This window comes from Micromonospora sp. LZ34, from assembly GCF_052981855.1.
In genome coordinates this window covers 91,017-116,278 of the sequence record NZ_JBRIQN010000001.1, presented here as the reverse complement: position 1 = coordinate 116,278, position 25,262 = coordinate 91,017, and the positions used below count along the sequence as shown (strand labels likewise).

The 25,262-nt window shown below is 74.9% G+C and carries 22 protein-coding genes; 10 read left to right on the top strand and 12 right to left on the bottom strand.

Going from position 1 to position 25,262, the window contains the following annotated elements; translation table 11 throughout:
- Positions 1 to 12: 12 nt before the first annotated feature.
- From ACVCAH_RS00505 to ACVCAH_RS00480, 6 genes are read left to right on the top strand one after another with little or no spacing between them, the layout of a single operon-like run.
- Positions 13 to 813, top strand: a complete 801-nt coding sequence (locus ACVCAH_RS00505) for a TIGR03084 family metal-binding protein (protein WP_447134025.1) — start codon at positions 13 to 15, stop codon at positions 811 to 813.
- Positions 810 to 2,513 carry an acyclic terpene utilization AtuA family protein gene (locus tag ACVCAH_RS00500; RefSeq protein WP_447134024.1) on the top strand — a complete coding sequence of 568 codons (1,704 nt, stop codon included), beginning with the start codon at positions 810 to 812 and terminating at the stop codon, positions 2,511 to 2,513. Before ACVCAH_RS00505 ends, ACVCAH_RS00500 begins: the two co-directional genes overlap by 4 nt.
- A complete protein-coding gene (locus ACVCAH_RS00495; protein WP_447134023.1) occupies positions 2,510 to 3,706 on the top strand; it encodes an acyl-CoA dehydrogenase family protein in 1,197 nt (398 codons plus the stop codon). Before ACVCAH_RS00500 ends, ACVCAH_RS00495 begins: the two co-directional genes overlap by 4 nt.
- The gene (locus ACVCAH_RS00490) at positions 3,703 to 5,304 is read left to right on the top strand and encodes an acyl-CoA carboxylase subunit beta (protein ID WP_447134022.1); all 1,602 of its coding nucleotides are present in this window, start codon (positions 3,703 to 3,705) and stop codon (positions 5,302 to 5,304) included. Before ACVCAH_RS00495 ends, ACVCAH_RS00490 begins: the two co-directional genes overlap by 4 nt.
- A gap of 48 nt (positions 5,305 to 5,352) precedes the next feature.
- Complete coding sequence (locus tag ACVCAH_RS00485; protein ID WP_447134021.1) at positions 5,353 to 7,341, top strand: ATP-binding protein; 1,989 nt, start codon at positions 5,353 to 5,355, stop codon at positions 7,339 to 7,341.
- Positions 7,338 to 8,501, top strand: a complete 1,164-nt coding sequence (locus tag ACVCAH_RS00480) for an acyl-CoA dehydrogenase family protein (protein ID WP_447134020.1) — start codon at positions 7,338 to 7,340, stop codon at positions 8,499 to 8,501. The genes ACVCAH_RS00485 and ACVCAH_RS00480 overlap by 4 nt, the downstream gene beginning before the upstream one ends.
- A gap of 36 nt (positions 8,502 to 8,537) precedes the next feature.
- On the opposite strand, the gene ACVCAH_RS00475 is transcribed toward ACVCAH_RS00480, so the two are convergent.
- The 4 genes from ACVCAH_RS00475 to ACVCAH_RS00460 form a co-directional block, all read right to left on the bottom strand.
- Positions 8,538 to 9,665 carry a hypothetical protein gene (locus ACVCAH_RS00475; protein ID WP_447134019.1) on the bottom strand — a complete coding sequence of 376 codons (1,128 nt, stop codon included), beginning with the start codon at positions 9,663 to 9,665 and terminating at the stop codon, positions 8,538 to 8,540.
- Positions 9,662 to 10,603: a transporter substrate-binding domain-containing protein gene (locus tag ACVCAH_RS00470; RefSeq protein ID WP_447134018.1), complete on the bottom strand. Its 942-nt coding sequence runs from the start codon at positions 10,601 to 10,603 to the stop codon at positions 9,662 to 9,664. The genes ACVCAH_RS00475 and ACVCAH_RS00470 overlap by 4 nt, the downstream gene beginning before the upstream one ends.
- A gap of 139 nt (positions 10,604 to 10,742) precedes the next feature.
- Positions 10,743 to 12,545: an alpha/beta hydrolase gene (locus tag ACVCAH_RS00465; protein ID WP_447134017.1), complete on the bottom strand. Its 1,803-nt coding sequence runs from the start codon at positions 12,543 to 12,545 to the stop codon at positions 10,743 to 10,745.
- 202 nt (positions 12,546 to 12,747) lie between these two features.
- Complete coding sequence (locus ACVCAH_RS00460) at positions 12,748 to 13,182, bottom strand: hypothetical protein (protein WP_447134016.1); 435 nt, start codon at positions 13,180 to 13,182, stop codon at positions 12,748 to 12,750.
- A gap of 90 nt (positions 13,183 to 13,272) precedes the next feature.
- Between ACVCAH_RS00460 and ACVCAH_RS00455 the strand changes: the two genes are divergently transcribed.
- Complete coding sequence (locus ACVCAH_RS00455; protein ID WP_447134015.1) at positions 13,273 to 13,605, top strand: hypothetical protein; 333 nt, start codon at positions 13,273 to 13,275, stop codon at positions 13,603 to 13,605.
- Here ACVCAH_RS00455 and ACVCAH_RS00450 read toward each other — a convergent pair.
- The 7 genes from ACVCAH_RS00450 to ACVCAH_RS00420 all read right to left on the bottom strand — a co-directional run bounded on the left by ACVCAH_RS00450 (position 13,592) and on the right by ACVCAH_RS00420 (position 21,505).
- Positions 13,592 to 15,100 (bottom strand): serine/threonine-protein kinase, encoded by a 1,509-nt coding sequence (locus tag ACVCAH_RS00450; RefSeq protein ID WP_447134014.1) that lies wholly within the window; start codon positions 15,098 to 15,100, stop codon positions 13,592 to 13,594. The genes ACVCAH_RS00455 and ACVCAH_RS00450 overlap by 14 nt on opposite strands.
- Positions 15,101 to 15,131: 31 nt before the next feature.
- Entirely contained in the window at positions 15,132 to 15,590 is a 459-nt protein-coding gene (locus tag ACVCAH_RS00445) for a hypothetical protein (protein WP_447134013.1), read from the bottom strand.
- Positions 15,591 to 15,785: 195 nt separating this feature from the next.
- On the bottom strand, positions 15,786 to 19,376 hold the full coding sequence (locus ACVCAH_RS00440; protein ID WP_447134012.1) for an adenylate/guanylate cyclase domain-containing protein: 3,591 nt from the start codon (positions 19,374 to 19,376) through the stop codon (positions 15,786 to 15,788).
- Complete coding sequence (locus ACVCAH_RS00435) at positions 19,373 to 20,209, bottom strand: MBL fold metallo-hydrolase (RefSeq protein ID WP_447134011.1); 837 nt, start codon at positions 20,207 to 20,209, stop codon at positions 19,373 to 19,375. Before ACVCAH_RS00435 ends, ACVCAH_RS00440 begins: the two co-directional genes overlap by 4 nt.
- Before the next feature lie 120 nt (positions 20,210 to 20,329).
- On the bottom strand, positions 20,330 to 20,791 hold the full coding sequence (locus ACVCAH_RS00430; protein ID WP_447134010.1) for a RidA family protein: 462 nt from the start codon (positions 20,789 to 20,791) through the stop codon (positions 20,330 to 20,332).
- A gap of 34 nt (positions 20,792 to 20,825) precedes the next feature.
- Complete coding sequence (locus ACVCAH_RS00425) at positions 20,826 to 20,981, bottom strand: DUF4177 domain-containing protein (RefSeq protein ID WP_088996459.1); 156 nt, start codon at positions 20,979 to 20,981, stop codon at positions 20,826 to 20,828.
- Between the two features lie 44 nt (positions 20,982 to 21,025).
- Positions 21,026 to 21,505: a hypothetical protein gene (locus tag ACVCAH_RS00420; protein ID WP_447134345.1), complete on the bottom strand. Its 480-nt coding sequence runs from the start codon at positions 21,503 to 21,505 to the stop codon at positions 21,026 to 21,028.
- 304 nt (positions 21,506 to 21,809) lie between these two features.
- Here ACVCAH_RS00420 and ACVCAH_RS00415 point away from each other — a divergent pair, with 304 nt between their 5' ends.
- The 3 genes from ACVCAH_RS00415 to ACVCAH_RS00405 are packed head-to-tail and all read left to right on the top strand — an operon-like array spanning position 21,810 to position 24,634.
- Positions 21,810 to 22,427, top strand: a complete 618-nt coding sequence (locus tag ACVCAH_RS00415; protein WP_447134009.1) for an Rv0361 family membrane protein — start codon at positions 21,810 to 21,812, stop codon at positions 22,425 to 22,427.
- 26 nt (positions 22,428 to 22,453) lie between these two features.
- A complete protein-coding gene (locus tag ACVCAH_RS00410) occupies positions 22,454 to 23,428 on the top strand; it encodes an ArsA-related P-loop ATPase (protein ID WP_447134008.1) in 975 nt (324 codons plus the stop codon).
- A gap of 57 nt (positions 23,429 to 23,485) precedes the next feature.
- Positions 23,486 to 24,634 carry an ArsA family ATPase gene (locus ACVCAH_RS00405; RefSeq protein WP_447134007.1) on the top strand — a complete coding sequence of 383 codons (1,149 nt, stop codon included), beginning with the start codon at positions 23,486 to 23,488 and terminating at the stop codon, positions 24,632 to 24,634.
- Between the two features lie 34 nt (positions 24,635 to 24,668).
- Here ACVCAH_RS00405 and ACVCAH_RS00400 read toward each other — a convergent pair whose 3' ends face one another.
- Positions 24,669 to 24,989: a WhiB family transcriptional regulator gene (locus ACVCAH_RS00400; RefSeq protein ID WP_447134006.1), complete on the bottom strand. Its 321-nt coding sequence runs from the start codon at positions 24,987 to 24,989 to the stop codon at positions 24,669 to 24,671.
- Positions 24,990 to 25,262: the final 273 nt, after the last annotated feature.

Sequence of the window (25,262 nt, the reverse complement as noted above, 5' to 3'; positions counted from 1 at the left end):
ACCGGAGGCACCATGGTCGACCTCGCAGACCTGCTCGCGGATCTGACCACCGAGTCCGAGCAGCTGGACGCCCTGGTCAGCCCGCTGGGGCCGGCCGACTGGGCCCGGCCGACCCCGGCGCCGGGCTGGACGGTCGGGCACCAGATCGCCCACCTCGCCTGGACCGACCATGTGGCGCTGCTCGCCGCCACCGACGCCGTCGCCTTCTTCGCCTCGGTCAGCGCCGCACCGGATCCGGCCCGGCTGGTCGACCACGGCGCCGAGGAGTTCCTCGCCCCGCCCGCCGAACTGCTGACCCGCTGGCGCGCCGGGCGGAGGGCGCTCGCCGCCGCCCTCGCCGCCGCCCCGCCGGGCGACAAGCTGCCCTGGTACGGCACCCGGATGTCACCCGCCTCGATGGCCACCGCCCGGATCATGGAGACCTGGGCGCACGGCGAGGACGTGGCCGACGCGCTCGGCGTCACCCGGCCCGCCACCGACCGGCTCCGACACGTCGCGTACCTCGGCTTCCGTACCCTGGGGCACAGCTTCGCCGCCCACGGCCGGCCGGTGCCGACCGCGCCGGTACGGGTCGAGCTCGCGGCACCCGACGGGACGACCTGGAGCCACGGCCCGGCCGACGCCACCGACCGGGTCACCGGCCCGGCGCTCGACTTCTGCCTGCTGGTCACCCAGCGCCGGCACCGTGCCGACCTGGCCCTGACGGCCACCGGCCCGGTGGCCGACGAGTGGCTCGACGTGGCCCAGGCGTTCGCCGGCCCGCCGGGTACGGGCCGCCCGCCCGCCACCGCCGGGAGCGAGGTGCCGGCATGAGCGACGTGCTCAGGGTGGGCAACGCCTCCGGCTTCTACGGCGACCGGTTCACCGCTTGGCGGGAGATGCTCGACGGCGGCGACCTGGACGTGCTGACCGGCGACTACCTCGCCGAGCTGACCATGCTGATCCTCGGCCGGGACCGGCTGCGCGACCCTACCCTGGGCTACGCGAAGACCTTCCTCCGCCAACTGGAGGACTGCCTCGGCACCGCGCTGGACCGGGGCGTGCGGATCGTGACGAACGCCGGCGGGCTGAACCCGGCCGGCCTGGCCGCCGCGATCGGCGCGCTCGCCGACCGGCTCGGCCTGCCGGTCCGGGTCGGGTACGTCGAGGGCGACGCGCTGTCCCGGCCCGACGCGCTCACCGCGAACGCCTACCTCGGGGCGTTCGGCATCGCGACCTGCCTGGACGGCGGCGCGGACGTGGTGGTCACCGGGCGGGTCACCGACGCGTCCCTGGTGGTGGGCCCGGCGATCGCCCGGTTCGGCTGGGGCCGCGACGACCTCGACGCGCTGGCCGGGGCGACCGTCGCCGGCCACCTGGTGGAGTGCGGCGCCCAGGTGACCGGGGGCAACTTCAGCTTCTTCACCGAACTGCCCGACGGCGGGCACCGCCCCGGCTTCCCGATCGCCGAGCTGCACCCGGACGGCTCCTGCGTGATCACCAAGCACCCGGGCACCGGCGGCGCGGTCACCGTCGAGACGGTCACCGCCCAGCTGCTCTACGAGGTGGGTGGGCCCGCCTACCCCGGGCCGGACGTGGTGACCCGGCTGGACACGGTGACCCTGCGCGCCGACGGCCCGGACCGGGTCCGGGTCGGCGGGGTGCGGGGCACACCCCCGCCGGAGACCCTCAAGGTCGGCGTCAACAACCTCGGCGGCTTCCGCAACTCGATGACGTTCGTCCTCTGCGGACTCGACATCCCGGCGAAGGCGGCCCTGGTCCGCGGCCAGATCGAGGAGGCGGTCGGCAAGGAGGGGCTGGAGTTCACCCTGGCCCGCACCGACCACCCGGACGCCGCCGACACCGAGGCGGCCAGCGCGCTGCTGTACGTACACCTGCGCGACGGCGACCGGGCACGGGCCGGGCGGGCCTTCTCGGCGGCCGCGGTGGAGCTGGCCCTGGCCTCCTACCCGGGCTGCACACTGACCACGTTGCCCGGCGACGCGACGCCCTACGGGGTGTTCACCGCCGACACCGTGCCGCAGGACGCGGTGGCGCACGTCGCGGTGCTCCCCTCCGGCGAGCGGGTGCCGATCGCGCCGCCGACCCGCACGGCCCCCGAGGCTCCGGATCTCGCACCGGTCGAGCCGCCGCCGGTCGCCGGCGGGCCCACCCGGCGCGGTCCGCTCGGCGAGCTGGTCGGCGCGCGCTCCGGCGACAAGGGCGGCGACGCCAACCTCGGCGTCTGGGCCCGCACCGACCGGGCGTACGAGTGGCTCCGCGGCTGGCTCACCGTCCCCCGCCTGGCCGTGCTGCTGCCGGAGACCGCGCCGCTGGCCGTCGAGCGGTACGAACTGCCGAACCTGCGCGCGGTGAACTTCGTGATCCGGGGCCTGCTCGGTCAGGGGGTGGCCGCGTCCACCCGGTTCGACCCGCAGGCCAAGGCGCTCGGCGAGCTGCTCCGGGCCCGGATCGTCGACCTGCCCGTCGACCTCGCGGCCGGGCCGGCCACCACCACCGGGGAGGACTCGTGACCATCGTCGACACGCCGGAGCGCCGGCAGCTGCGCGAGCTGACCCGGTCGTTCGTCACCCGCGAGGTGCTGCCGCACCTGGACGACTGGGAGCGCGCCGGCGAGGTGCCCCGGTCCTTGCACGAGACCGCCGCGAAGATCGGCCTGCTCGGCATCGGCTTCCCCGAGTCGGTCGGCGGCAGCGGCGGGGACCTACTCGACTCGATCGTGGTCACCGAGGAGATCATCCGGGCCGGAGGGTCGTCCGGGCTGGTCGCGGCGCTCTTCACGCACGGCATCGCCCTGCCGCACATGGTCGCCGCCGCCGGCGGCCGGAGCGACGGCCTGCTCCGCGGCCGGCTCGGCGGTGGCCAACTCCGGGGCGACGACGACCTGGTCGACCGGTACGTCCGTCCCACCCTGGCCGGGACGATGATCGGCGCGCTGGCGATCACCGAGCCGGACGGCGGCTCGGACGTCGCCGCCATCCGCACCACCGCCCGGCGGGACGGCGACCACTACGTGGTGAACGGCTCGAAGACCTACATCACCAGCGGGGTCCGGGCCGACTTCGTGACCACCGCGGTCTGCACCGACTTCCCCGGCAGCGGCGAGCTCAGCCTGCTGGTGATCGACAAGGGCACGCCCGGCTTCACGGTGGGGCGCCGGCTGGAGAAGCTGGGCTGGCACTGCTCGGACACGGCCGAACTCTCCTTCGTCGACGTCCGGGTGCCGGTGACCAACCGGATCGGCGAGGAAAACACCGGCTTCCTCGCGATCATGCAGCACTTCGCCACCGAGCGGCTCTCCCTCGCCACCCAGGCGTACGCGACCGCGCAGCGCTGCGTCGAGCTGGCCACCCGCTGGTGCCGGGACCGGTCCACCTTCGGCCGACCGCTGGCCAGCCGGCAACTGGTCCGGCACCGGCTGGCCGAGATGCACACCCGCGCCGAGGCGGCCCGGGCGTACGTGCACGAGGTGGCCGCCCGGGTCGCGGCCGGCGAGCCGGTGGTGACCGAGGTGGCGATGGCCAAGAACGTCGCGGTGGCCGCCTGCGACCACGTCGTCGACCAGGCGCTCCAGCTGCACGGCGGCTTCGGCTACCTGCGCGACGCCGAGGTGGAGCGGCACTACCGGGACGCCCGGATCCTCGGCATCGGCGGCGGCACCACCGAGATCATGAACGAGATCATCGCGAAGGGGATGGGGCTGTGACCACACTGGACAGCTCGGTCGACCCGTCCGCGCCCGGGTTCGCGGCCAACCGGGCGGCGCTGCTGGAACGCCTCGCCGAGCTGGACGCGGCGCTCGACCAGGCCCGCGCCGGGGGCGGCGAGAAGTACGTGACCCGGCACCACGCCCGGGGCAAGCTGCTGCCCCGGGAACGGATCGAGTTGCTGCTCGACCCGGACAGCCCGTTCCTGGAGCTGTCGCCGGTGGCGGCGTACGGCACCGACTTCCCGGTCGGGGCGAGCGTGGTGACCGGCATCGGCGTGGTCGAGGGGGTCGAGTGCCTGGTCGTCGCGAACGACCCGACGGTACGCGGCGGCGCGGTGAACCCCTGGTCGCTGGCGAAGACCCGGCGGGCCGGCGAGATCGCGCTGGCCAACCGGCTGCCGATGGTGAACCTGGTCGAGTCGGCCGGCGCCGACCTGCCCACCCAGGCGGAGATCTTCATCCCGGGCGGGCGGGTGTTCCGCGACCTGACCCGGCTCTCCGCGGCGAAGATCCCCACGGTCAGCGTGGTCTTCGGCAACGCCACCGCCGGCGGCGCGTACGTGCCGGGGATGTCCGACCACGTGATCATGATCCGGGACCGGTCGCAGGTCTACCTGGCCGGGCCGCCGCTGGTGAAGATGGCCACCGGCGAGGTCACCGACGACGAGTCGCTGGGCGGGGCGGCGATGCACGCCACCACGTCCGGGCTGGCCGACTTCCTGGCCTCCGACGAGCGGGACGGCATCCGGCTGGCCCGGCAGTGCGTACGCCGGTTGAACTGGCGCAAGCAGGGCCCGCCGCCACGCAACTCTGCGCCACAGCCACCGAAGTACGACCCGGAGGAACTGCTCGGCATCACGAGCGCCGACCTCAAGGTGCCGTTCGACCCGCGCGAGGTGCTGGCCCGGATCCTGGACGGCAGCGAGTTCGACGAGTTCAAACCGGCGTACGGCACCGCCCTGGTCACCGGCTGGGGCGAGCTGCACGGCTACCCGGTCGGCGTGCTGGCCAACGCGCGGGGCGTGCTGTTCAGCGCGGAGGCGCAGAAGGCGGCGCAGTTCATCCAGCTCGCCAACGCCGCGGACACCCCGCTGCTCTTCCTGCAGAACACCACCGGCTACATGGTCGGCACCGAGTACGAGCAGCGCGGCATCATCAAGCACGGCGCGCTCATGATCAACGCGGTGTCGAACTCGACCGTGCCGCACCTGACGGTCAACCTCGGCGCCTCGTACGGGGCCGGCAACTACGGCATGTGCGGGCGGGCGTACGAGCCGAGGTTCCTGTTCACCTGGCCGAACGCGAAGTCGGCGGTGATGGGGCCGGCGCAGCTGGCCGGGGTGCTGTCGATCGTGGCCCGGCAGGCCGCCAACGCGCGGGGCCGGGAGTACGACGAGGAGTCCGACGCCGCCATGCGGATGATGGTCGAGCAGCAGATCGAGTCCCAGTCCGGGGCGCTCTTCCTCTCCGGCCGGCTCTACGACGACGGGGTGATCGACCCCCGGGACACCCGCACCGTGCTCGGGCTCTGCCTCTCCGCGATCCACAACGCACCGGTGAAGGGCGCCGACGGTTTCGGCGTCTTCCGGATGTGAGGTGATGCGCCCGATGAACGCGAAGCCCGCGCCCGAAAGGCAGGACCAGTGATCCGGAAACTGCTCGTCGCCAACCGGGGCGAGATCGCCCGCCGGGTCTTCGCCACCTGCCGGGCGCTCGGTATCGAGACGGTGGCGGTGCACGCCGACGCCGACGCCGACGCGCCGTACGTGGCGGAGGCCGACGAGGCGGTCCGGCTGCCCGGGAACGCCCCGGCCGAGACGTACCTGCGGATCGACCTGGTGCTCGACGCGGCCCGGCGGACCGGCGCGGACGCCGTCCACCCCGGCTACGGCTTCCTCGCCGAGAACGCCGACTTCGCCGCCGCGGTCACCGACGCCGGTCTGACCTGGGTCGGCCCACCGGCCAAGGCGATCGCCGCGATGGGCGACAAGATCGAGGCGAAGGCGCTGCTCGCCGAGGCCGGCGTGCCGATGCTGCCGACCTGGACCGAACCCGCCGAGATCACCGACTTCCCGGTGCTGGTCAAGGCGGCGGCCGGCGGCGGCGGGCGGGGCATGCGGATCGTCCGGGACGCGGCCGGGCTGGCCGAGGCGGTCGCCTCCGCCCGCCGCGAGGCGGCCGGCGCGTTCGGCGACGGCACGGTCTTCATCGAGCGGTACGTCGAACGCGGCCGGCACGTCGAGGTGCAGATCCTCGGCGACACCCATGGGACGGTCGCCGCGCTCGGCGTCCGGGAGTGTTCGATCCAGCGCCGGCACCAGAAGCTCCTCGAGGAGGCGCCGGGGGTGCTCCCCCCACAGGTGCGCGAGCGGCTGCACGAGGCGGCGGTCGCCGCCGGCCGGGCGGTCGACTACGTCGGCGCCGGCACGGTGGAGTTCCTCCTCGCCCCGGAGGGCGAGGTCTTCTTCCTGGAGATGAACACCCGGCTCCAGGTCGAGCACCCGGTCACCGAGCTGGTCACCGGGCTGGACCTGGTCTGGTTGCAACTGCTGATCGCCGAGGGCGAGCCGCTGCCCGAGCCCCTCCGCGACCGGGTCGAGGTGCGTGGCTACGCGATCGAGGCGCGGCTCTGCGCGGAGGACCCGGCGCAGGGTTTCCGCCCGGCCACCGGGACCCTGCACCGGTTCGCCGTCCCCGGCGTGGACCGCCAGTTCGGCAACCTCCAGCAGGCCGGCCTGCGGCTCGACTCCGGCGTCACCGACGGCTCGGTGGTCTCGGTCCACTACGACTCCATGCTCGCCAAGGTGATCGCCTGGGCACCCAGCCGGTCGGAGGCGGTCCGGGCGCTGGCCGGCGCGCTGGGCCGCGCCGAACTGCACGGCGTGCCCACCAACCGGGACCTGCTGGTCCGGGTGCTACGCAGCCCCGAGTTCGGCGCCGCCGAGATCGACACCGGCTTCCTCGACCGGCACCCCGAGGTCTTCGCCCCGCTGCTGCCGGCCGACCAGCTTCCGCTGGCGGCGCTGGCGGCTGCGCTCGCCGGCGCCGCCGAACGCCGCGCCGCCGCTGCGGTGCTCGCCGGGCTCCCCTCCGGCTGGCGGAACGTCCCGGCGTTCCCCCAGGTCACCCGCTTCACCGGCACCGACGGCGGAGAGCTCGAGGTCCGGTACCGGTTGGACCGCACCGGCGCGCTCGCCGAGTGGTCCACCGATCCAGCCAGCGACCGGACGGTGAGCCTGGTCGAGGTCGCCCCCGATCGCGTCGTGCTCGACGTGGACGGGGTGCGCCGCGTGTTCCGCGTACACCGGGTGGGGCCGGCGGTCTTCGTGGACGGCCCGGACGGGGCGGCGAGCCTGGCCGAGCTGCCCCGTTTCCCGCTGCCCACCGCGGAGCTGGCCGCCGGCTCGCTGCTGGCCCCGCTGCCCGGCACGGTGACCCGGCTGCACGTCGAGGTCGGCCGGCGGGTCGCCGTCGGCGACCTGCTGCTCACCCTGGAAGCGATGAAGCTCGAACACCCCGTGCTCGCCCCGACCGACGGCGTGGTGGCCGAACTGCCGGTGCCGGCCGGCGGCCAGGTCGACACCGGCGCCGTGCTGGCCGTGGTCAACCCCGATCTGGAGGCCCCGCGATGAACTTCGACCTCACCCCGGAGCAGGAGCAGCTGCGCGACGCCGTCCGCGCGCTGGGCCGCAGGTACGGTCACTCCTATTTCGTAGCGAAAGCGAAATCGGGGGAACACACCACGGAGCTGTGGAACGAGGCCGGCCGGCTCGGCTACCTCGGGGTGAACATCCCCACCGAGTACGGCGGTGGCGGCGGCGGCATCACCGAGCTGGCCATCGTCTGCGAGGAGTTGGCCGCGGCCGGCTGCCCGCTGCTGCTGCTGGTGGTCTCGCCCGCCATCGCGGCCACGGTGATCACCAAGCACGGCACCGACGAGCAGCGCAAACGCTTCCTGCCCGGGTTCGCCGACGGCTCGCTGAAGGTGGTCTTCGCGATCACCGAGCCCGAGGCCGGCTCGAACTTCCACCGGCTCGGCACGGTGGCCCGGCGCGACGGCGACGGTTGGCTGCTCTCCGGCCGCAAGTGCTACATCTCCGGGGTCGACGAGGCGCAGTACGTGCTGGTCGTGGCCCGGACCGAGGACGCGACCACCGGCAAGCTCAAGCCGGCGCTCTTCGTGGTGCCGACCGACGCCCCCGGGTTGACCCGGTCCAAGCTGGACATGGAGATCCTCTCCCCGGAGAACCAGTTCCTGCTCTACCTCGACGACGTGCGGCTGCCCGCCGACGCGCTGGTCGGCGAGTCGCTGGACGCCGGCCTGCCGGCGCTCTTCTCCGGGCTCAACCCAGAGCGGATCACGGTCGCCGCGATGGGCGCCGGCACCGGCCGGTACGCCATCGAGCGGGCGTCGGAATACACCGCCACCCGCAAGGTCTGGGGTGGCCGGAGCATCGGCTCGCACCAGGGGGTGTCCCACCCGCTCGCGCACGCGGCGGTGCAGGTGGAACTGGCCCGCCTGATGATCTACAAGGCGGCCACCCTCTACGACGCCGGCCGCGACCTGGAGGCCGGGGTGGCCGGCAACATGGCCAAGTACGCGACCGGCGAGGCCGCCGCGCTCGCCGTGGACACCGCCGTCCAGGTGCTCGGCGGCGCCGGCATGACCACCGAGTACGGCGTGGCCACCCTGCTCGGCGCGGTCCGGGCCGGCCGGATCGCCCCGGTCAGCCGGGAGATGATCCTCAACTTCGTCGCCCAGCACGTCCTCGGCCAGGACAAGTCGTACTGAGGGGTCGGCTGGGAGCCGGCGAGGTGACCCCGGCGCTCAGCCGACCGCCCGGCAGGCGGCGTCGATCCGGTGCACCGGGCGGACCCGCCGGCCCAGCCCCTCCAGCAGCGAGTCCTCCACGTGGAAGTCGTGGATCCGCAGCCGGTGCCGGGGCAGTTCCTCCTCGCTCGGGCAGAGCACCTGCGCGCGTACCTGGTCCACGGGCACGTACCGGACGCCGCCCTGCTCCTGGAGGATCACCATGTTCACGTCGTCGGTGGTCACCACGTGCCCGCGGACGTCCTCGGTGGCGCCGGAGTCGTGCCCGACGGTGGTGACGGTGAGCGGCAGCACCGGCGTGCTGATCACCGGTAGCGCCGCCCAGACCAGCATGGCGAGCACGGCGGCCTGGGTGACCGAGGCGAGCGGCCGGATCACCGCGCCGGGCAGCGGCCCGGCGATGGCGAGGGCGAGCAGCGGCGGTACGACGAGCAGCAGCACGGGCAGCGGCTCGCCCTGGCGCCAGGCGTCCCGCAGCGTCGGCAGCAGCAGCCAGAGGTAGCCGCCGAGCAGGGCCGCGATGATCAGCACCCGCGGGCCGGGCCGCTCGTGCAGCCGCTCGGGGGTGAACTGGAAGGCGGCGGCGGCCGCCGGCACCAGCAGCGGCAGGTAGAGCAGCGGCCAGGTGACCAGGGCGAGCAGGAAGCTCGCCGCGACGAACCAGGCCGGGGTGATCTCCGACCAGCGGGCGAAGAGCGGGCGCCGCCGGCTCCCCGGCGGCAGCCGATCCACGCTGGCGCCCAGCACGGCGCCGAGCGCGAAGACGGCGACCAGGGCGGTGGAGAGCAGCCGGGCCGCGGTGGTGACGAACCCGGCCAGCAGGTTGACCGGGCCTACGTTCGCCACCAGCAGCAGGGTGGTCTGCAACTCGCCGCCGGCCTCCACCCCGAGCCGGAGCACGGAGAAGACCGCCGGCACGCCGACCACCGCCGTCCAGAACGACTGGCTGGCCCGGGCCCGCCGCTCCACCTGGTCGTGCGCGTCGATCGGGACGGGTTCCTTGACCGGTCGCCCGGCCGGCAGGGCGTCCGGCGGGATGGGATCCCGGGGCGTGCGGACCGCACTCTCGGCGGCCGGACCCTCGGCGGCCGGGCCGCCGGTGGCGGTGGCCGGCGCCGTGCTCATCGCCGCGGCGCCTTGTCGTCGAAGTCCACCAGCTTCGGCACGTCGAGCGGCTGCGGTTGCCGCTTCTCCGCCCGCAACCACGGGCCCAGCGTCCGGTTGTACGCGGTCAGCCAGGGGCTGGTCTGCCCGTCCCGCCCCTGCTGGTAGCTCTTCTGCAGGAAGAAGGCGACCAGGTCGCGCAGGGCCGGGTCGCCGATCGGCACGCCGATGCCGAGCAGCTCGCTGGTGCCGAAGGGCATGTCGACGATCTCGAACTCGGTGGGGAAGGTGGCCAGGAAGCCGGCGAGGATGGCCTCGTCGGAGCTGACCGCGTCGTACCGCCCGGCCCGGATGCCCTCGACGCAGTCGCCCACGTCCTTCACCACCAGCGCCTTGATCTGGTGCTTCTCCAGCTCCGCCTCGGTGGTGGAGCCGCCGCTGGTGCAGATCTTGTACTTCGGGTCGCGGAGGTCCTCGATGGTGCGGACGCGGTCCTTCAGCCGGGTCGGGACCATCACCTCCTGCGTGGTGACGAAGTAGGGCCCGGCGAAGCTGACCAGCTTCTTGCGCTCCTCGGTGATGGAGAAGCTGGAGACCACCAGGTCGACCACGCCGCCCTGCAGGGCCGGAATGCGGTCCTCGGTGGAGACCGACACGAACTCCAGCCGCTGGTCGCCCTCGTAGCCGAGCGAGGCGGCGATGTAGCGGGCGATCTCGACGTCGAAGCCGGTGTGCACGCCGTTGCGCAGCTCGCCCATCAGCGGCTCGTTGGTGGCCACCCCGATCCGCAGCTTGGGCTGGCCGTAGATGTGGGTCTCGCGCAGCTTCTCCTGGACCGAGGGCAGCTCCGGCTCCTGCCGGCTGTCGCATCCGGCCGCCGCCGCCAGGGTCAGGGTCAGCGCCACGGCCAGCGTGGTGGCGATCGAACGGACCCGGGATCCGGTCCAGTGTGCGTTCATCGGGACCTCGCTGCCGAGCGGAGCCTGCGGGACACCGAGCGTAGCGGCATCCGTCCACATTCCACAGTCACGGCGCGGTCGGGATCGCGGGTGGGGCCGGGGTACGGCGGGCGCCCGATCGCCCGCCGTACCCCGGGTCTCAGCGGACGGTGAGCGTGCCGACCGCGGGCAGCGGCGCGACCACCGGCGGAAGCCGCTTGGGCTCGCCGCGGCGCGGCGCGTCCCGGCCGGCCAGGGCGCTCTTCGTGGCGTCCGCCCGCTCGGTCGCCTCGGGCGCCACCGGCGGGTCGGCGAACGGCTGCACGTCACCGGTGCAGACCGTGCCCCTGGCCGGCAGCACCCCGGAGATCAGGTACGCGTCGATCGCCCCGGTGGCGCAGGCCGACGTGCCGTACGCGGTGTGGCCCCAGCTGTCGCTGCTGAGCAGGCGGCTGTTCGGCAGTAGCCGGGCCGAGCTCACCGCGCCCTGGTAGTTGGTCGCCGGGTCCCAGTAGTTGCCGACCACCAGCACCGGCGCGCCGGTGCGCCGGTTGAACGGCCCGGTGTAGGCGTCCTCGTCCCGCACCGTCCAGTTGTCCCGGGCACAGGGCGAGGTGGCCCAGGCCCAGGCCCGGCCGAAGTACGGGTCACGCCGGTCGGCCTGCGCTGCCCGGGCCGGCCACGAGCCGGCGTCCGCCGGGTGGTACCCGTCGGTGCAGTCCACCCCGAGGAAGGTCTCCAGCCCGTTGTCGTACGGGAAGTCGAACGCGCGCTGCTGCCGCGCCTGGGCGGCGAGCCGCACCACGGCGGCGCGGGCCCGCTCCCGGGCGGCCGCGGCGGCCTGCGGGTCGGTGAGCACCAGCAGTTCGGCGGTGAGCCCGACGACCTGGGCGTAGCCGGCCGGGTCGTAGAGCGCACCGAGGGTGGCGCCGACGAAGTCGGCGTAGCTCACCGTGAACGAGCCGAGGTCGGGGGCGTCGATCACCAGCGGCTTGGCCCGCAGCCGCTGGGCCACCAGGTCGAACGAGGCGACCGGGTCGCCGGCCGCCAGCGGGCAGGCCGCCTCGCCGGCCACGTCGCAGCGTGCCAGGATCTCGCGCAGCGCCCGGTACGCGCCCTGCGCGCTGCGCAGCCGGTCCTCCTGGACCAGGTCGCGGGCCCTGCCCCGGCCGACCCACGCCTCCGGGTCGAGCACCCCGTCCACCACCAGGGCGCGGAACCGGTCGGGGAACATGTTGGCGTAGTACTGCCCGAGGGCGCTGCCGTAGCTGAAGCCGAGGAAGGTCAGCTTCCGGTCGCCGACCGCGCGGCGGAGCACGTCCATGTCGCGGGCGACCTCGGCGGTGGACATCGCCCCGCTGAGCGGGCGGCCGGTGGTGGAGCAGCCCCGGCCGACCGCCGCCGAGGAGGCGACGTACGCCTGCTCCTCGGCCCTCGTCCAGGGGAAGGCCACGTTCAGCCCGGCGTACGCGCGGGTCTGGTCCTTCACCGACGGGAAGCACCGCACCTGGTCGCTGGCGGCCACGCCGCGCGGGTCGACGCCGACCACGTCGAACCGGTCCAGCACGGAGTCGCTGAGGAAGTACGGCGCGGCGAGCGCGATGTCGGTGCCCGAGCCGCCGGGGCCGCCCGGGTTGAGGAAGAGGCTGCCGATCTTATGCTGCTGGTCGCGGGCCTTCACCCGCAGCAGGGCGATCTCGGTCGTCGCGCCCCTGGGCTTGTCGTAGTCGACCGGCAGCCGGACCGTGGCGCACTCGGCGTAGTCGTAGCAGGCGTACCAGTCCAGGTCGGGGGTGGGCACCCGGTCGACCCGGCGCGCCTCGGCGGGGCTGGTCCGGTCGGTGACTGCCGGACGCCCCCAGCCGGTGCGGGACGGTGCGGCGGCGGCCGGCGCGACCGCCGAGCCGGCGAGGAGGACGCCGGCGATTCCTGCTACGGCCAGAGACCGCGTTCGTCGTGGCATGTGGACGCCTTCCGGTGGACGACGGGACAGGTCGAGCCCAGGCTCGACCCCGTCACTCTAGAGACGTCGAGCAATGAATGTGGTCCGCGAAACGGCAACAAAGCCGACATTGCGCCGGCCGATGTAATGATTTCTTCGCGATCGACGCTGTTGTTGCCCGCCAGGGTGCCGGGACCGGGCGATGTGGCCGGCCGCGGGCCGGTCAGCCGATGCCGGCGAACCAGGCGGGCGCCGGCCGGGCCGACGACCCTTCCGCCGGGAGGTCCGGCACGTACGAGTCGACCACCCGCCAGCCGCCGGCCTCCTCGTCGAGCAGCAGGAAGGCGTCGATCTCGCTGAACGGCGGGCCGACCCCGTACACCTCGGCACCGTCCACGGTGGCCTTGTGCAGCGCGCAAACCCCCTGCGCGCCCGGGCTGGCGTCCGCGCAGCGGCCCACGTACCGGACGTCCGGGCCGTACGTGTCGGCGACGAACCGGGCGAGCGCATGCTCGAGAGTGAGCGGCGCGGCGCTCGACGGCGGGGCGGCGGACGGGGTCGGCGACGGGGCTCCCGTCGGTGGCGACGACCCGTCGTCGCAGGCCACCAGCGCGCCCGACACCAGCAGGGCGGCGACGATCCGGGAAAGGCGCGCCACGGCACTCCCCTGTGGTCGGAGGGATCGGTTCGTCAGGAGATGGTAGGCGGTGCCGGTTGACAGCCAGCGCGGCGGAGACATGCTGGACGGGTGAGGTCGCCCGGTCCCCCCGACGCGCGGACGGTGGCGGCGGTCGCGGCGGCGGTCGCGGTCGCGCTACTGGTGACGCTGCTCGTATGGCGCCGCCAGGATCTCCTCGGGGTGGTCCTGGCGCTGCTCTGCGTCCTGTCCGCGACCATCGCCGGGGTCTCGGTGGCCGCCGCCCGGCAGCGCGACGACGGCGGGCCGGACGCCGCGGCGACGGCGGGGCAGCCGGCGGACGGCCTGTACGGCATCGACGCGGACACCCTGGAGACGCTGGACAATCTGGAGGCGGTGCGCGCGATGCGGGAGCGGCACCGGGACCGGTTCAGCGACCGGTGAGGGTGGGCGCGGCCAGCGCGTCCAGCCCACGCCCGGCCAGGCAGCGGTAGGTGCGGTCGGCCCCCGCCCCGGCCGGCGGCAGCACCTCCAGGTTCCACCCCGCCGGCTGGGCGATCCCGCTGGTGAGCCGGAAGGTGGTCTCGTTGCAGACCCGGCGGACGGCCGGGTCCGCGCTGATCTCGGCGTGACCGGCGCCGACCAGGGTGGCGGGCAGGTCACCCTCGGCGTAGCTCTCCCAGGTGTGCTGCCCGTCGCAGGGCACCCGGGCGGCCTCGGCGCGCTTGCCGCGGACCCGCACCGGGCCGAAGCACTCCAGTTCGGCGCCGCACCGCGCGCCGTCGGGCAGTGCGGCCGTGCCGCTCGCGCAGCCGGGCAGCGCCGCGGGGGTGGCCGCCACCGCGTCGACGGTCGGGGACGGGGTCGGCGCGGGCGCGCCCCCGGCGACCCACGCTCCGGCCGTGGCCGAGCCGGCCAGGGCGAGCACCCCGGCACCGCCGAGGAACCAGCGCCGCCGCCAGCGCCGGCCGGTGGTGGGCACGGTGGGATGGGTGTCCTCCACCGGCCCGCGCGGGGCGGGCCCGCCGAACCGGCCGGCGGTGTGCGGGTTGGTGGGGCCGGCGCCGAGCGGGAGACCGGCGGCCGGCGAGCCACCGGTCGCCGCGCCGCCCGACCCCAGCGGCAGGCCGGCGAGCAGGCCGCGCAGTTCCGCGGCGGAGGGCCGATCGGCCGGGTCGTTCGCCATCCCCGCGCGGAGCACGTCGACCAGTTCGTCGGGCACACCCGGCAGGCCGGGGATCGGCTGGTGGAACAACTCCAGCACGGTGACCAGGCTCGGGTTCCGCTCGGACTGCCAGCGGGGCGGCCGGCCGTGCATCACCGCGTAGAGGGTGGCGCAGAGGGCGTAGACGTCGACCGCCGGCGACGGCGGGCTGTGGTTGAACATCTCCGGCGGCGCGTACGCCGGGGTGAGCACCTCCAGGGCGACCGAGGCGTCCCGCATCTCGGCGAGCACGGCCAGCCCGAAGTCGGCCAGCACCGCCGAGTTGAAGTGCGAGTAGAGGATGTTCGCCGGCTTCACGTCGCGGTGCAGCACACCGGCCGCGTGCGAGTGGGCGATCGCGTCGGCGATCTTGACCCCGAGGTCGCGGGCCTCCACCGGCCCGAGCGGTGAGTTCCGCATTCGTTCCGCGTACGACCCGTCGCAGAGTTCCATGATCAGGTACGGGTGCTGGTCGACGGTTACCCCGACGTCGAAGAGGTCGACCACGTGCGGGTGCGACGACATCCGGCCGGCGGCCCGCGCCTCGCGCAGGAACCGCGCCTGGTCCCGCTCGCTGTCCAGCGTGCGGTTCTCCACCTTGACCGCCACCTCGCGCCCGACCGAGATCTGCGTCGCCCGGTAGACGGTGGCGTAGCCACCCCGGGCAAAGACCCGCAAATCAGTCAGACCAGGCACGATGGGCATCGGCAGGGCGCCGGGCGGGGTGTCGGTCACGGTCTCGAAAATACCCAACCGGGCCGGACGCTCAGTGCACCGCGTCCGCGGCGGGCGCGGTCCCGGCCCGGGCGGACGGCTCGGCGGAGCCCGCCCGCCGGGCGTCCCACCAGAGCCCGACGGCGGTCGCCACCGCCCCCACGCCCTCCCACGCGGCCACCCCGAAGAACCGCCCCGGGGCGATGTCGGCCAGCACCGCGATGCTGAAGATGGTGAAGGTGACCAGCCGGAAGACGACGGTGAACCGGTAGAACGCGCGCCACTCGGTGGCCGTGGCGAGCAGGTAGTAGACCCCCATGTTGAACGAGGCCATCGACGAGGCCATCAGGAAGGTGCCGGTGTGGTCGCCGACCGCCCGCCGCTCCGGCACCTCGAAGCCGAGCATCCGCAGCAGCGCCTCCGGCCAGAGCAGCCCGACCGCGCCCATGAGCAGCGCCAGCACGCCGAAGACCGCGATCGTCCAGCCGGCGCCCGAACGCGGCAGCCTCATGACGGCCCTCCCCTGACCCCCGGTACGGCCGCCACTGTGGACGCCGCGTGGAGTGACAGGCTAGCGGCCACCTCCGCCGGGCACATCGGCGGAACCGCCACGATCCCCCACCCCACCGGACCGCGTTCGCTCCGTGTCGATCCCGGTGCGCAGCGGCCCGGGGCAGGACCGGTCCGGCCGGCGACCGGGAGGGGTTCAGCTGCCGGCGAGGCGGGCGCGCAGGGCGTCCGCGGCGGCCCGCTCGCTGCGCTGTTCCGTGGCGTACGCCAGCCGCACCGCCTCGTCGGCGCAGGCCATCGCCTCCACCGGCCGGCCGCAGGCGGCCAGCGCCTCGGCCAGCACGCTCGCCGCGATCACCTGGCTGCGCACGTCCTCCGCCGGGGCGGCGACCGCCCGCCGGGCCCAGTCCAGCGCCTGCTCGCGCTGCCCGTGGGCGAGCAGCGCGGAGGCGTACCGGGCCATCGTCTGGCGGCGGGAGAAGAGCAGCGACGGGGCGTTCGCGGCGGTGGTGGCCACCGGGGCGAGCAGCCCGACGGCGGTGGCCGAGTCGCCGGCCGCCAGCCGGGCCATCGCGAGCAGCACCCGGGGCGCCACCTGGGCGGGCGCCTGCGGGTTGTGCGGCTCGACGGCGGTCAGCACCGCCCGGGCGTCCCGCTCGGCGGCGGCCCCGTCGCCCATGTCCAGCGCCACGAACCCGCGCAGCGTGCCGGCCATCCCGGTGAGCAGCGGGTGCGACGTCCGGTGGGCGTACGACAGCGCGTCGGTGAACAGGTCGGCGGCGTGCTCCGGTTCGCCCAGCCCGCGGGCCACCACCCCCCGGACGACCAGCGCGAACCCGCGCCCCCAGTCGTCGGAGGCGGCGGCGAAGTCCCGGTACGCCCGGCGCGCCTCGCGGTCCGCGTCGGCCAGTTCGCCGAGTTCCGCGGTGGCGAACGCCTCGACCGCGCGGAGCGTGCCGACCGCCCACGCCTCGCCAACCCGCTCACCGAAGGGCAGGAAGACCCGGGCCAGCCGGCTCGCCTCGCGCAGCCGGCCGGCGAGCAGCCGGGCGAACGCGGTGGTGCCGCGCAGCCAGGCCCGCCCGTACGGGTCCTTCAGCTCGGCGAAGAGCCGGGCGGCCCGGCCGAGCACGGCGTCCGCGCCGGCGAAGTCGCCCCGGGTGGTGGTCACCCAGGCCAGGTTCTGCAACGACCAGGCCTGCCCCCGGCGGTCGGCCACCGAGAGGCTGACCTGGTACGAGGCGGCGAGCCGGCTGCTCGCCTGCCCCAGCCGGCCGGCGATGAAGTCGGCCATCCCCAGCCGGCGCATCGCGGAGGCCCGCAGGGTGGGCAGCTCGGCGGCGGTGGCCACCTGCAACGCCTCCTGCCAGCAGGACACCGCCCGAGCCTGGTCGCCCATAGTCTGGTGGGCCTGGCCGGCGAGGAGCAGCGCGCTGGCCCGGACCCCGGCCTCATCGCCGGCGTTCGCGGCGATCTTCTCGGCGTAGGCGAGCGCGTCGGCCGGCCGGCCGACCTGGAGCAGCGCGCGGGCGTGCACCACCCGGTCGGCCGCCGGCACCCCGTCCCGGCCCAGTTCCGCGGCGCGGTCGGCGTACTCCACGGCCAGCGCGGGCTCGCCCACGTGCAGCGCGCGGCGGGCGGCCCGGGCGAGCGCGGCGACGCCGAGCGGCACCACCGCGCGGGCCGGCGCGTCCGGTCGCAGCCCGACGGCGTCGGCCAGCGCGGCGGCCCGCTCCACGTGTTCGGCCACGAAGTCGTCCCGGGCCGATTCGGTGAACCCGCCCGGCGGCGTCGACCCGCCGTCCACCGGGTCGAGACTGGCCCACCGGGCCAGCGCGGCGTGCCGGTCGGCCAGCTCGGCCTTGCTCACCCCGGCGTAGGCGGCCTCCCGCATCAGCGGGGTGGCGAAGGCGTACCCGGTGCGGGTGCGGTGCAGCATCCGGCGTTGCAGCAGTTCCTCGACGGCCCGCTCCAGCTCGACCGCGGCCACGGCCGCCGGCCGGCCGGCCAGCCCGGCGCGCTGCTCGCGCAGCGCCTCCAGGGCGCCCTCCGGCACGGTGTCGCCCACCACGGCGGCATCCCGGAGCACCGAGCGCGCCTCGGCCGGCAGCGCGTCGATGCGGGCGGCGAGCACGGCGGCCAGGTCGCGGGAGAGCAGCCGGCTGCCCAGCGAGCCGGGCACCAGCCGCCAGCCGCCCGGGTTCGGCGCGCTCCGGTCGGCCACCGCGGTCAGCGCCCCGCGCTCCATCAACAGGGTGACCAGCTCGGCCAGGTAGAACGGGTTGCCCTGGGCGGTGGCGAGCAGCCGGTCGGTGTCGGCCTGCGGCAGCCTGCCGCCGGTCAGGTAGCTGGTGAGCAGCCGGGCCGCGTCGGCGCCGCGCAGCGGCGGCAGCACGTACACCTCGGCGTCGGCCACCCGGGTCAGCGCCCCGGCGGTCCGCACCAGCTCCGGCCGCCCCAGCAGCAGCACCAGCACCGGCCCGCTGAGCCGGGACAGCGTCACCCCGAGGGCCCGGATCGTCTCGGCGGTGGCGTCGTGCAGGTCGTCCACGACGACCACCAGCGGCGCCTCCACGGCGAGCGCGCTGAGCAGGTCGGCCACCGCGTTCGGCACCGCGTCGGCGTCGGCGGGCGCCTGCGCGGCGCCCCACTCGCCCTGGTCGGTCGGCCCGCCGACGGGCAGTTCGGCGTAGCCGAGCAGGGCCAGCAGCTGGTCGGTGGCGATCGGGACCGGCTCGCCGGTCCGGCCGAGCCGCTGCCCGAGCCGGCGCAGCCGCTCCTCCACCGCCGGCCGGGTGACCGCGGTGGCGGCGTCGCCGGGCAGGCCGACCGCGGCCCGGACCAGGTCGGCCAGCGGGGCGAGCCGGCGCCGTTCGCCGAACGCGGCGCAGCGCACCGAGAGCACCCGGGCGCCGGTGTGCGCGGCGAACCGGCCGGCGCCCACGTCGTAGCCGGCGGCGAGGCGTTCCACCTCGGCGGCGAACCGGGACTTGCCGATCCCCGCCTCGGCGGTCATCAGCAGCACCCGGGGCTCGCCCCGGTCGACCACCTCGGCGAGCCGGCCGGCGACCCGGCCGATCTCGGTCTCCCGGCCCACGAACGGCGCCTCGTCGCCGAGGCCGGACCGGGTGCCCGGGGCGTCCAGGAGACCGAGCAGCTCGTACGCCTCGACCGGCTCCCGCTTGCCCTTGAGCCGCAGCGGCCGCAGCGCCCGCCAGGAGGCGACGTGCCGGGTGGCGGCGGAGGTGCGCGCGCCGGCGTAGACCGCGCCCACGGCGGCGGCGTCGGCCAGCCGGGCGGCGGTGTTCACGGTGTCGCCGATGACCGTGTACTCGATGGCGGCCTGGATGCCGGCGATCACGTCGCCGGTGTTGAGCCCGACCCGCAGGCCGAGCGGGGCGCCGCCGCCGCGCTCGTCGTCGAGCACCCGGCGCACCGCGCGCTGCATGGAGAGCGCGGCGCGGACCGCCCGCTCGGCGTCGTCCTCGTGGGCCACCGGCGCGCCGAAGACCGCCATGATCCCGTCGCCGGTCAGCTTGTCGACGTGCCCGCCGAAGGTCTTCACCGCGCCGGCCAGCGCGGCCAGCACCCGGTCGGTGACCGCGCCGACCCGTTCCGGGTCGAGGTCCTCCGACCAGGAGGTGAAGTCGGACAGGTCACCGAAGAGCACGGTGACCACCCGGCGCTCGGCCGCCGGCAGCGTCGCGGCGGCCGGCAGGGCCGCCCCGCAGTTGTGGCAGAACCGGGCGCCGGGTACGGCTACGGTTCCGCACACCGGGCAGGTCACGCTTGCTCCAACCCGCTCACCCCGGGGTCCGATTCCCCGGTGTCGACCCCGAGGTGCTCCAACTGGGCGCGGACCGACCACTCGGCGGCCCACCACAGCGACCGGTCCACGTCCGCGTAGACCGCGGCGACCACCTCGGCGGGGGTGCGCGCGCCCGCGGCGAGCGCGGCCCGGACCTGGTCCAGTCGGGCGCGGCGGTGGGCGAGGTAGAACTCGGCGGCGGCGCCGCAGTCGGCCAGCGCCGGGCCGTGCCCCGGCAGCGCCGGGATCCCCCGGTACGTGCTGAGCAGCTCCAGGCTGGTCAGGTAGTCCCCGAGGTGCCCGTCCGGGTGGGCCACCACGGTGGTGCCCCGGCCCAGGATGGTGTCGCCGGTGAGCACCACCCGCTGCTCGGCGTGCTCGACCAGGAAGCAGACCGAGTCGCCGGTGTGCCCCGGGGTGGGCAGCAGCCGGATGCCCAGGCCGGCGCCGTCGAGCTGGTCGCCCGGCCCGGAGAGCGGCGGGCCGCCGAGGGTGTGCGCCGGGTCGGCGGCGCGTACCGGCACCCCGCCGAGCAGCTCGGCGAGCCGGCGGGCGCCGTCGGTGTGGTCGCCGTGCCCGTGCGTGATCAGCACGAAGTCGACCGGGCCGTGCGCCGCGATGCGGGACAGGTGCTCCTCGTCGGCCGGGCCCGGGTCGACCACCACCGCCCGCTCCGCGCCGGGCGCGCGCAGCAGCCAGGTGTTGGTGCCGTCGAGCGTCATCGGCCCCGGGTTCGGGGCGCGCAGCAGCGTCGCCCAGCCCGGCAGCTCGTCGGCGAGCGCGGCCGCCGGCGCCGTGAAGTGCCCGGTCATGGCTGCGATCGTACGGCCCCGCCGGCCACTCCCCGCGATCTTGCGCAATCGGCTCGGGATACGTGCCGCTTCAGGGCTTTTGCCCGGCCGAGCGGCGCGGATCGCGGGGAGCGTGCCGGGTCAGGCGACCTCGACGATGACCTCGATCTCGACCGGGGCGTCGAGCGGCAGCTCGGCGACGCCGACCGCGCTGCGGGCGTGCCGGCCGGCCTCACCGAAGACCGCGCCGAAGAGGTCGGAGGCGCCGTTGATCACGGCCGGCTGGCCGGTGAAGCCCGGGGCGGAGGCGACGAAGCCGGTGAGCTTCACGATCTTGACCACGTTCTCCAGGCCGACCAGCGAGTCGATCGCGGCGAGCGCGTTCAACGCGCAGCGCTGGGCCAGGTCCTTGGCCTGGTCGGCGGAGACCCCGGCGCCGACCTTGCCGGTCGCCAGCAGCTTCCCCTCGGCCATCGGCAACTGGCCGGACACGTACACGTGCTGCCCGGACTGCACGGCCGGCACGTAGCTGGCCACCGGGGGCACGACCTCGGGAAGCGTGAGGCCGAGCTCCGCGAGCTTCCCGTGCGGACCGTTGCTCATGCCGACACCTCGCCCTGCCGGGCCTTCCGCCCGCTCACGCCTTCGGCCGCTTCAGGTAGGCGACCAGCTGGTCCGGATTCGGGCCGGGGATCACGGCGACGAGTTCCCACCCGTCCTCGCCCCAGTTGTCGAGGATCTGCTTGGTCGCGTGGACCAGCAGCGGGACCGTGGCGTATTCCCACTTCTGCATCGGCGGAGGGCTCCCTCGGTGGCGTTGACACTTCGAGGGACAGCCTACGGTCCGCCGGCCGGCCGGGGTGCGGGACGCTGCTCCGGGGCGCCCGGCAGTTCGCCGCACGGCCCGCTGTGCTCGTACCGCTGCGGGCACCGGGTCCGGTCCGGCAGCAGCAGGTCGCAGAAGACCCGGTGCCGGTTGTTCTGGTCGTCGGCGGTGGAGACGGTGGTCTCGCCGGCGTCGAGTTCGGTGAGGAACCCGAGCGAGGTGGCGACCGTGCCCGCCAGCGCGGTCGCCGCGGCCAGGTCGGCGACCCGGATCGGCAGGTGGATGACGTAGCCCGGCTCGTCCTCCCCGCGGGCCCGGTCGGCGGGCCGGGGCAGCGTCCGCAGCACCTCGACGGGCTCGGCGATCCGCCGGTACGACCGCTCGTTGATCGGCAGTCCGGCGGCGGCCCCCTCGGCCTCGCCCACGGCGGCGGGACCGGTCCGTCGCCCCGTCGAGGACTGGGCTCGGGGGTTGTTGTCCGCGTCGCGCATCGCTGCCTCCGGGCGTCGTACCTGGGTCACGTCATCGCCATCCGGTCCGGACCCGCCCCGCACCGGTCCCCCCGCGCAGGTCAGAAGGTAGGTCGGCGGCCCGAGTCCCGTAAACAGGACGCGCACGCCGAGTGACCGAAAGTCACATATACGACACAGTGTCCGAGTTCGAGTCCAGCCGACCGCCCTCCCCCGCAGTGCGGCGCCGACCGTTACCCTTCCGGTCGGCGGCCGCGCAGGGCTCGCCCGCTCGTACCCGCTCGTCGCCTCCGGTGGTGACGACGTCGCACCCCCGAGGGAAGAGATGACCCAGCCACCCAGCGGCGAGCCGACCGGATCGCCGGCCGGCCCGCCCGACGCCCCGACGTCGCCCGGCCCGGCCGCGGCCACCCCGCCCGGCGCCCTGCCCACCCCCGACCCGGCGACCGTCCCGCCGCCCCCGGCCGGCTACCCGCCGTACCAGGGCCCGGCCGCGCCGAAGAAGAAGCGTGGCCTGCTGATCGCCTCGATCGCGCTGGCGGTGGTCCTGCTGCTCTGCGCCGGCGGTGGCGTGGCTGCCTTCTTCACCCTGCGCAACGCGGAGACCGGCGCGGGCGCCAAGGAGCCGGCGGTCGCGGTCGACGAGTTCCTCACCGCCGTCTACAAGGACCGGGACGCGGCCAAGGCGGCGACCCTGGTCTGCTCGGCGGCCCGGGACGACGACCGGATCGCGGCCAAGGTCGCCGAGGTGGAGAAGTACGTCGGCACCTACCAGAACCCCCGCTTCCGGTGGACCAAGCCGAAGGTGGACAACCAGACCGGCGACCGGGCCACGGTCAGCACCAAGGTGACCATGACCACCGCCGACGAGAAGGTCGCCGACCAGGAGCTGCGCTTCACGGTGGTACGGAAGACCGGTTGGTGGGTCTGCGAGGTCGCCTGAGCGCCGCCGCTGGATAGGCTCGACGGGTGCGAGCAGCTGAGCGACCGGCCGACCCGGCCGAGGGATGGCCGGGCCGCCTCCACGTGGTGACCGGCAAGGGCGGCACCGGCAAGACCAGCGTGGCGGCGGCGCTGGCCCTCGGGCTGGCCGCCGGCGGCCGGCGCACCCTGCTGGTCGAGGTCGAGGGGCGGCAGGGCATCGCCCAGCTCTTCGGCACCGAGCCGCTGCCCTACGAGGAGCGGCACCTCACCGACGCCCCCGGCGGCGGTGAGGTACGGGCGCTGGCGGTGGACGCCGAGGAGGCGCTCCTGGAGTACCTCGACATGTTCTACCGGCTCGGCGCGGCCGGCCGGGCGCTGCGCAAGCTCGGGGCCATCGACTTCGCCACCACCATCGCCCCCGGCCTGCGCGACGTGCTGCTCACCGGCAAGGTGAAGGAGGCGACCACCCGCACCGCCGGGCAGCGCCGGGTGTACGACGCGGTGGTGCTGGACGCCCCGCCGACCGGCCGCATCGGCCGCTTCCTCAACGTCACCGCCGAGACCGCCCGGCTGGCCAAGGTCGGCCCGATCAAGACGCAGAGCGAGGGGGTCTCCGCCCTGCTGCGCTCGCCGATCACCGCGGTGCACGTGGTCACGCTGCTCGAGGAGATGCCGGTCCAGGAGACGGTCGACGCGATCGCCGAGCTGACCTCGTTCGGCTTCCCGGTGGGCCGGGTGATCGTCAACGCCGCCCGGCCGCCGCTGCCGGCGGGCCAGGTGGTCAGCCAGGCCGAGCTGCGCCGGGGGCTGCTCGCCGCCGGGCTGCCGACCGACCGGGACACCGTGGCCGGGCTGCACGCCGAGGCGCGCGACCAGGCCGTCCGCCGCGAGCTGGAGGATTCGCTCCGGGCCGACCTGGTGGAGCTGGGCCTGCCGTTGACCGAGCTGCCGCTGCTGCCCGAGGGCGTGGACCGGGCCGGGTTGGACACCCTCGCGCAGGCGCTCGTCCGGGCCGATTGACTCACACCTGCCGTCGGCACCGGCGCGCGGACCCAGTCGGCCCGATACGCTCGATTGGTGCCTTCCGAAGACGCGGCGCCGCAGCTGGACGTCGACCAGATCCTCGCCGACCCCGGCGTGCGGATCGTGGTCTGCTGCGGGGCGGGTGGGGTGGGTAAGACGACCACGGCCGCCGCGCTCGCGCTCCGGGCCGCCGAGCAGCACGGCCGGCGTACGGTGGTGCTCACCATCGACCCGGCCCGCCGGCTGGCCCAGTCGCTCGGGCTGACCGAGCTGGACAACACCCCGCGCCAGGTGAAGGGGATCGACGTCGAGGCCAGCGGCGGCGAGCTGCACGCCATGATGCTCGACATGAAGCGCACCTTCGACGACGTGGTGCTCCAGCACACCGACCCGGCGAAGGCGGCGGAGATCTTCGGCAACCCCTTCTACCAGGCGATGAGCTCCACCTTCGCCGGTACGCAGGAGTACATGGCGATGGAGAAGCTCGGCCAACTGCACGCCCGGGGCGAGTGGGACCTCATCGTGGTGGACACCCCGCCGTCCCGGTCGGCGCTGGACTTCCTCGACGCCCCGGCCCGACTGTCCCGCTTCCTCGACGGGCGGATGCTGCGGCTGCTGCTGGCGCCGGCGCGTACCGGCGGGCGGAGCATGTTCAGCCTGGTCACCGCGTCATTCGGGATGTTCTCCAAGGTCGTGCAGAAGGTGCTCGGCGCCCAGTTGCTGACCGACCTCTCCGGCTTCGTCGCCGCGCTCGACTCGATGTTCGGCGGCTTCCGGCAGCGCGCCGAGCAGACGTACCGCATCCTGCAGGCGCGGGAGACGGCGTTCCTGCTGGTCGCGGCGCCGGAGCCGGACGCGGTCCGGGAGGCCGCCTACTTCGCCGGCCGGCTGCGCGAGGAGAAGATGCCGCTGGCCGGCCTGGTGCTCAACCGGGTGCACCGCCCGACGGCGCCCGACCTCGACGCGACGGAGAGCCTGGCCGCCGCGGAACGGCTGGCCGACCTCGGCGGGCACGAGGGCACCGTCGACGTGCTCCGGGCGCACGCCGCGCTGGTCCAGCAGGCGCTCCGCGAGCAGCGGGTAGCGGAGCGGTTCACCGCGGAGTTCCCGGCGGTGCCGGCGGTGTCGGTGACGGCGCAGCCCGCCGACGTGCACGACGTCGACGGGCTGCGGACGATCGGCGCGGCGATCAGCCAGGACTGAGCCGTGGCGGCCGGTCCGGCCGGGGCCGCGGCGGTCAGCCGGCGGCGCTCACCAGGATCTTGTCCTTGCCGGCCTTGTCCTTGCTGTTCTTCTTCATCGCGGCCTCGAACATCTTGCGCCAGCTCGTCACCTGGGGGTGACGGCGCAGCAGCGCACGGCGTTCGCGTTCGGTCATGCCACCCCACACACCGAACTCGATCCGGTTGTCCAGCGCGTCGGCCAGGCACTCGTACCGAACTGGGCAGCTCCGGCAGATCCGCTTCGCCACGTTCTGTTCGGCGCCCTGTACGAACAACGCGTCCGGGTCCCCGTTCTGACATGCCGCCAGCGACGGCCAGTCAGTGATCATGCCCATGTGTACACGTCCCCCCTTGCAGTACCTACCGACGTCGTGCGGACCAGCCGGCAATTCCCCCCGATCGCCCGGCCTGCCTTCCCCAAGGCGGCACGGACGGCATGTGGCGCTGTCGCCGCCCCCATCATGCTCTGTAGTCGCCCGATTACGCAACGTTGTCGGCGAAATCCATCATTCCGGACACTCCCGGCTTCCCGGGCTCTCGACCGCCGCTTACCCCGCCCCAGTACGTGAAAACGCTGCGGCCGTCTCCGTAGATGGAGGAGACTCGGC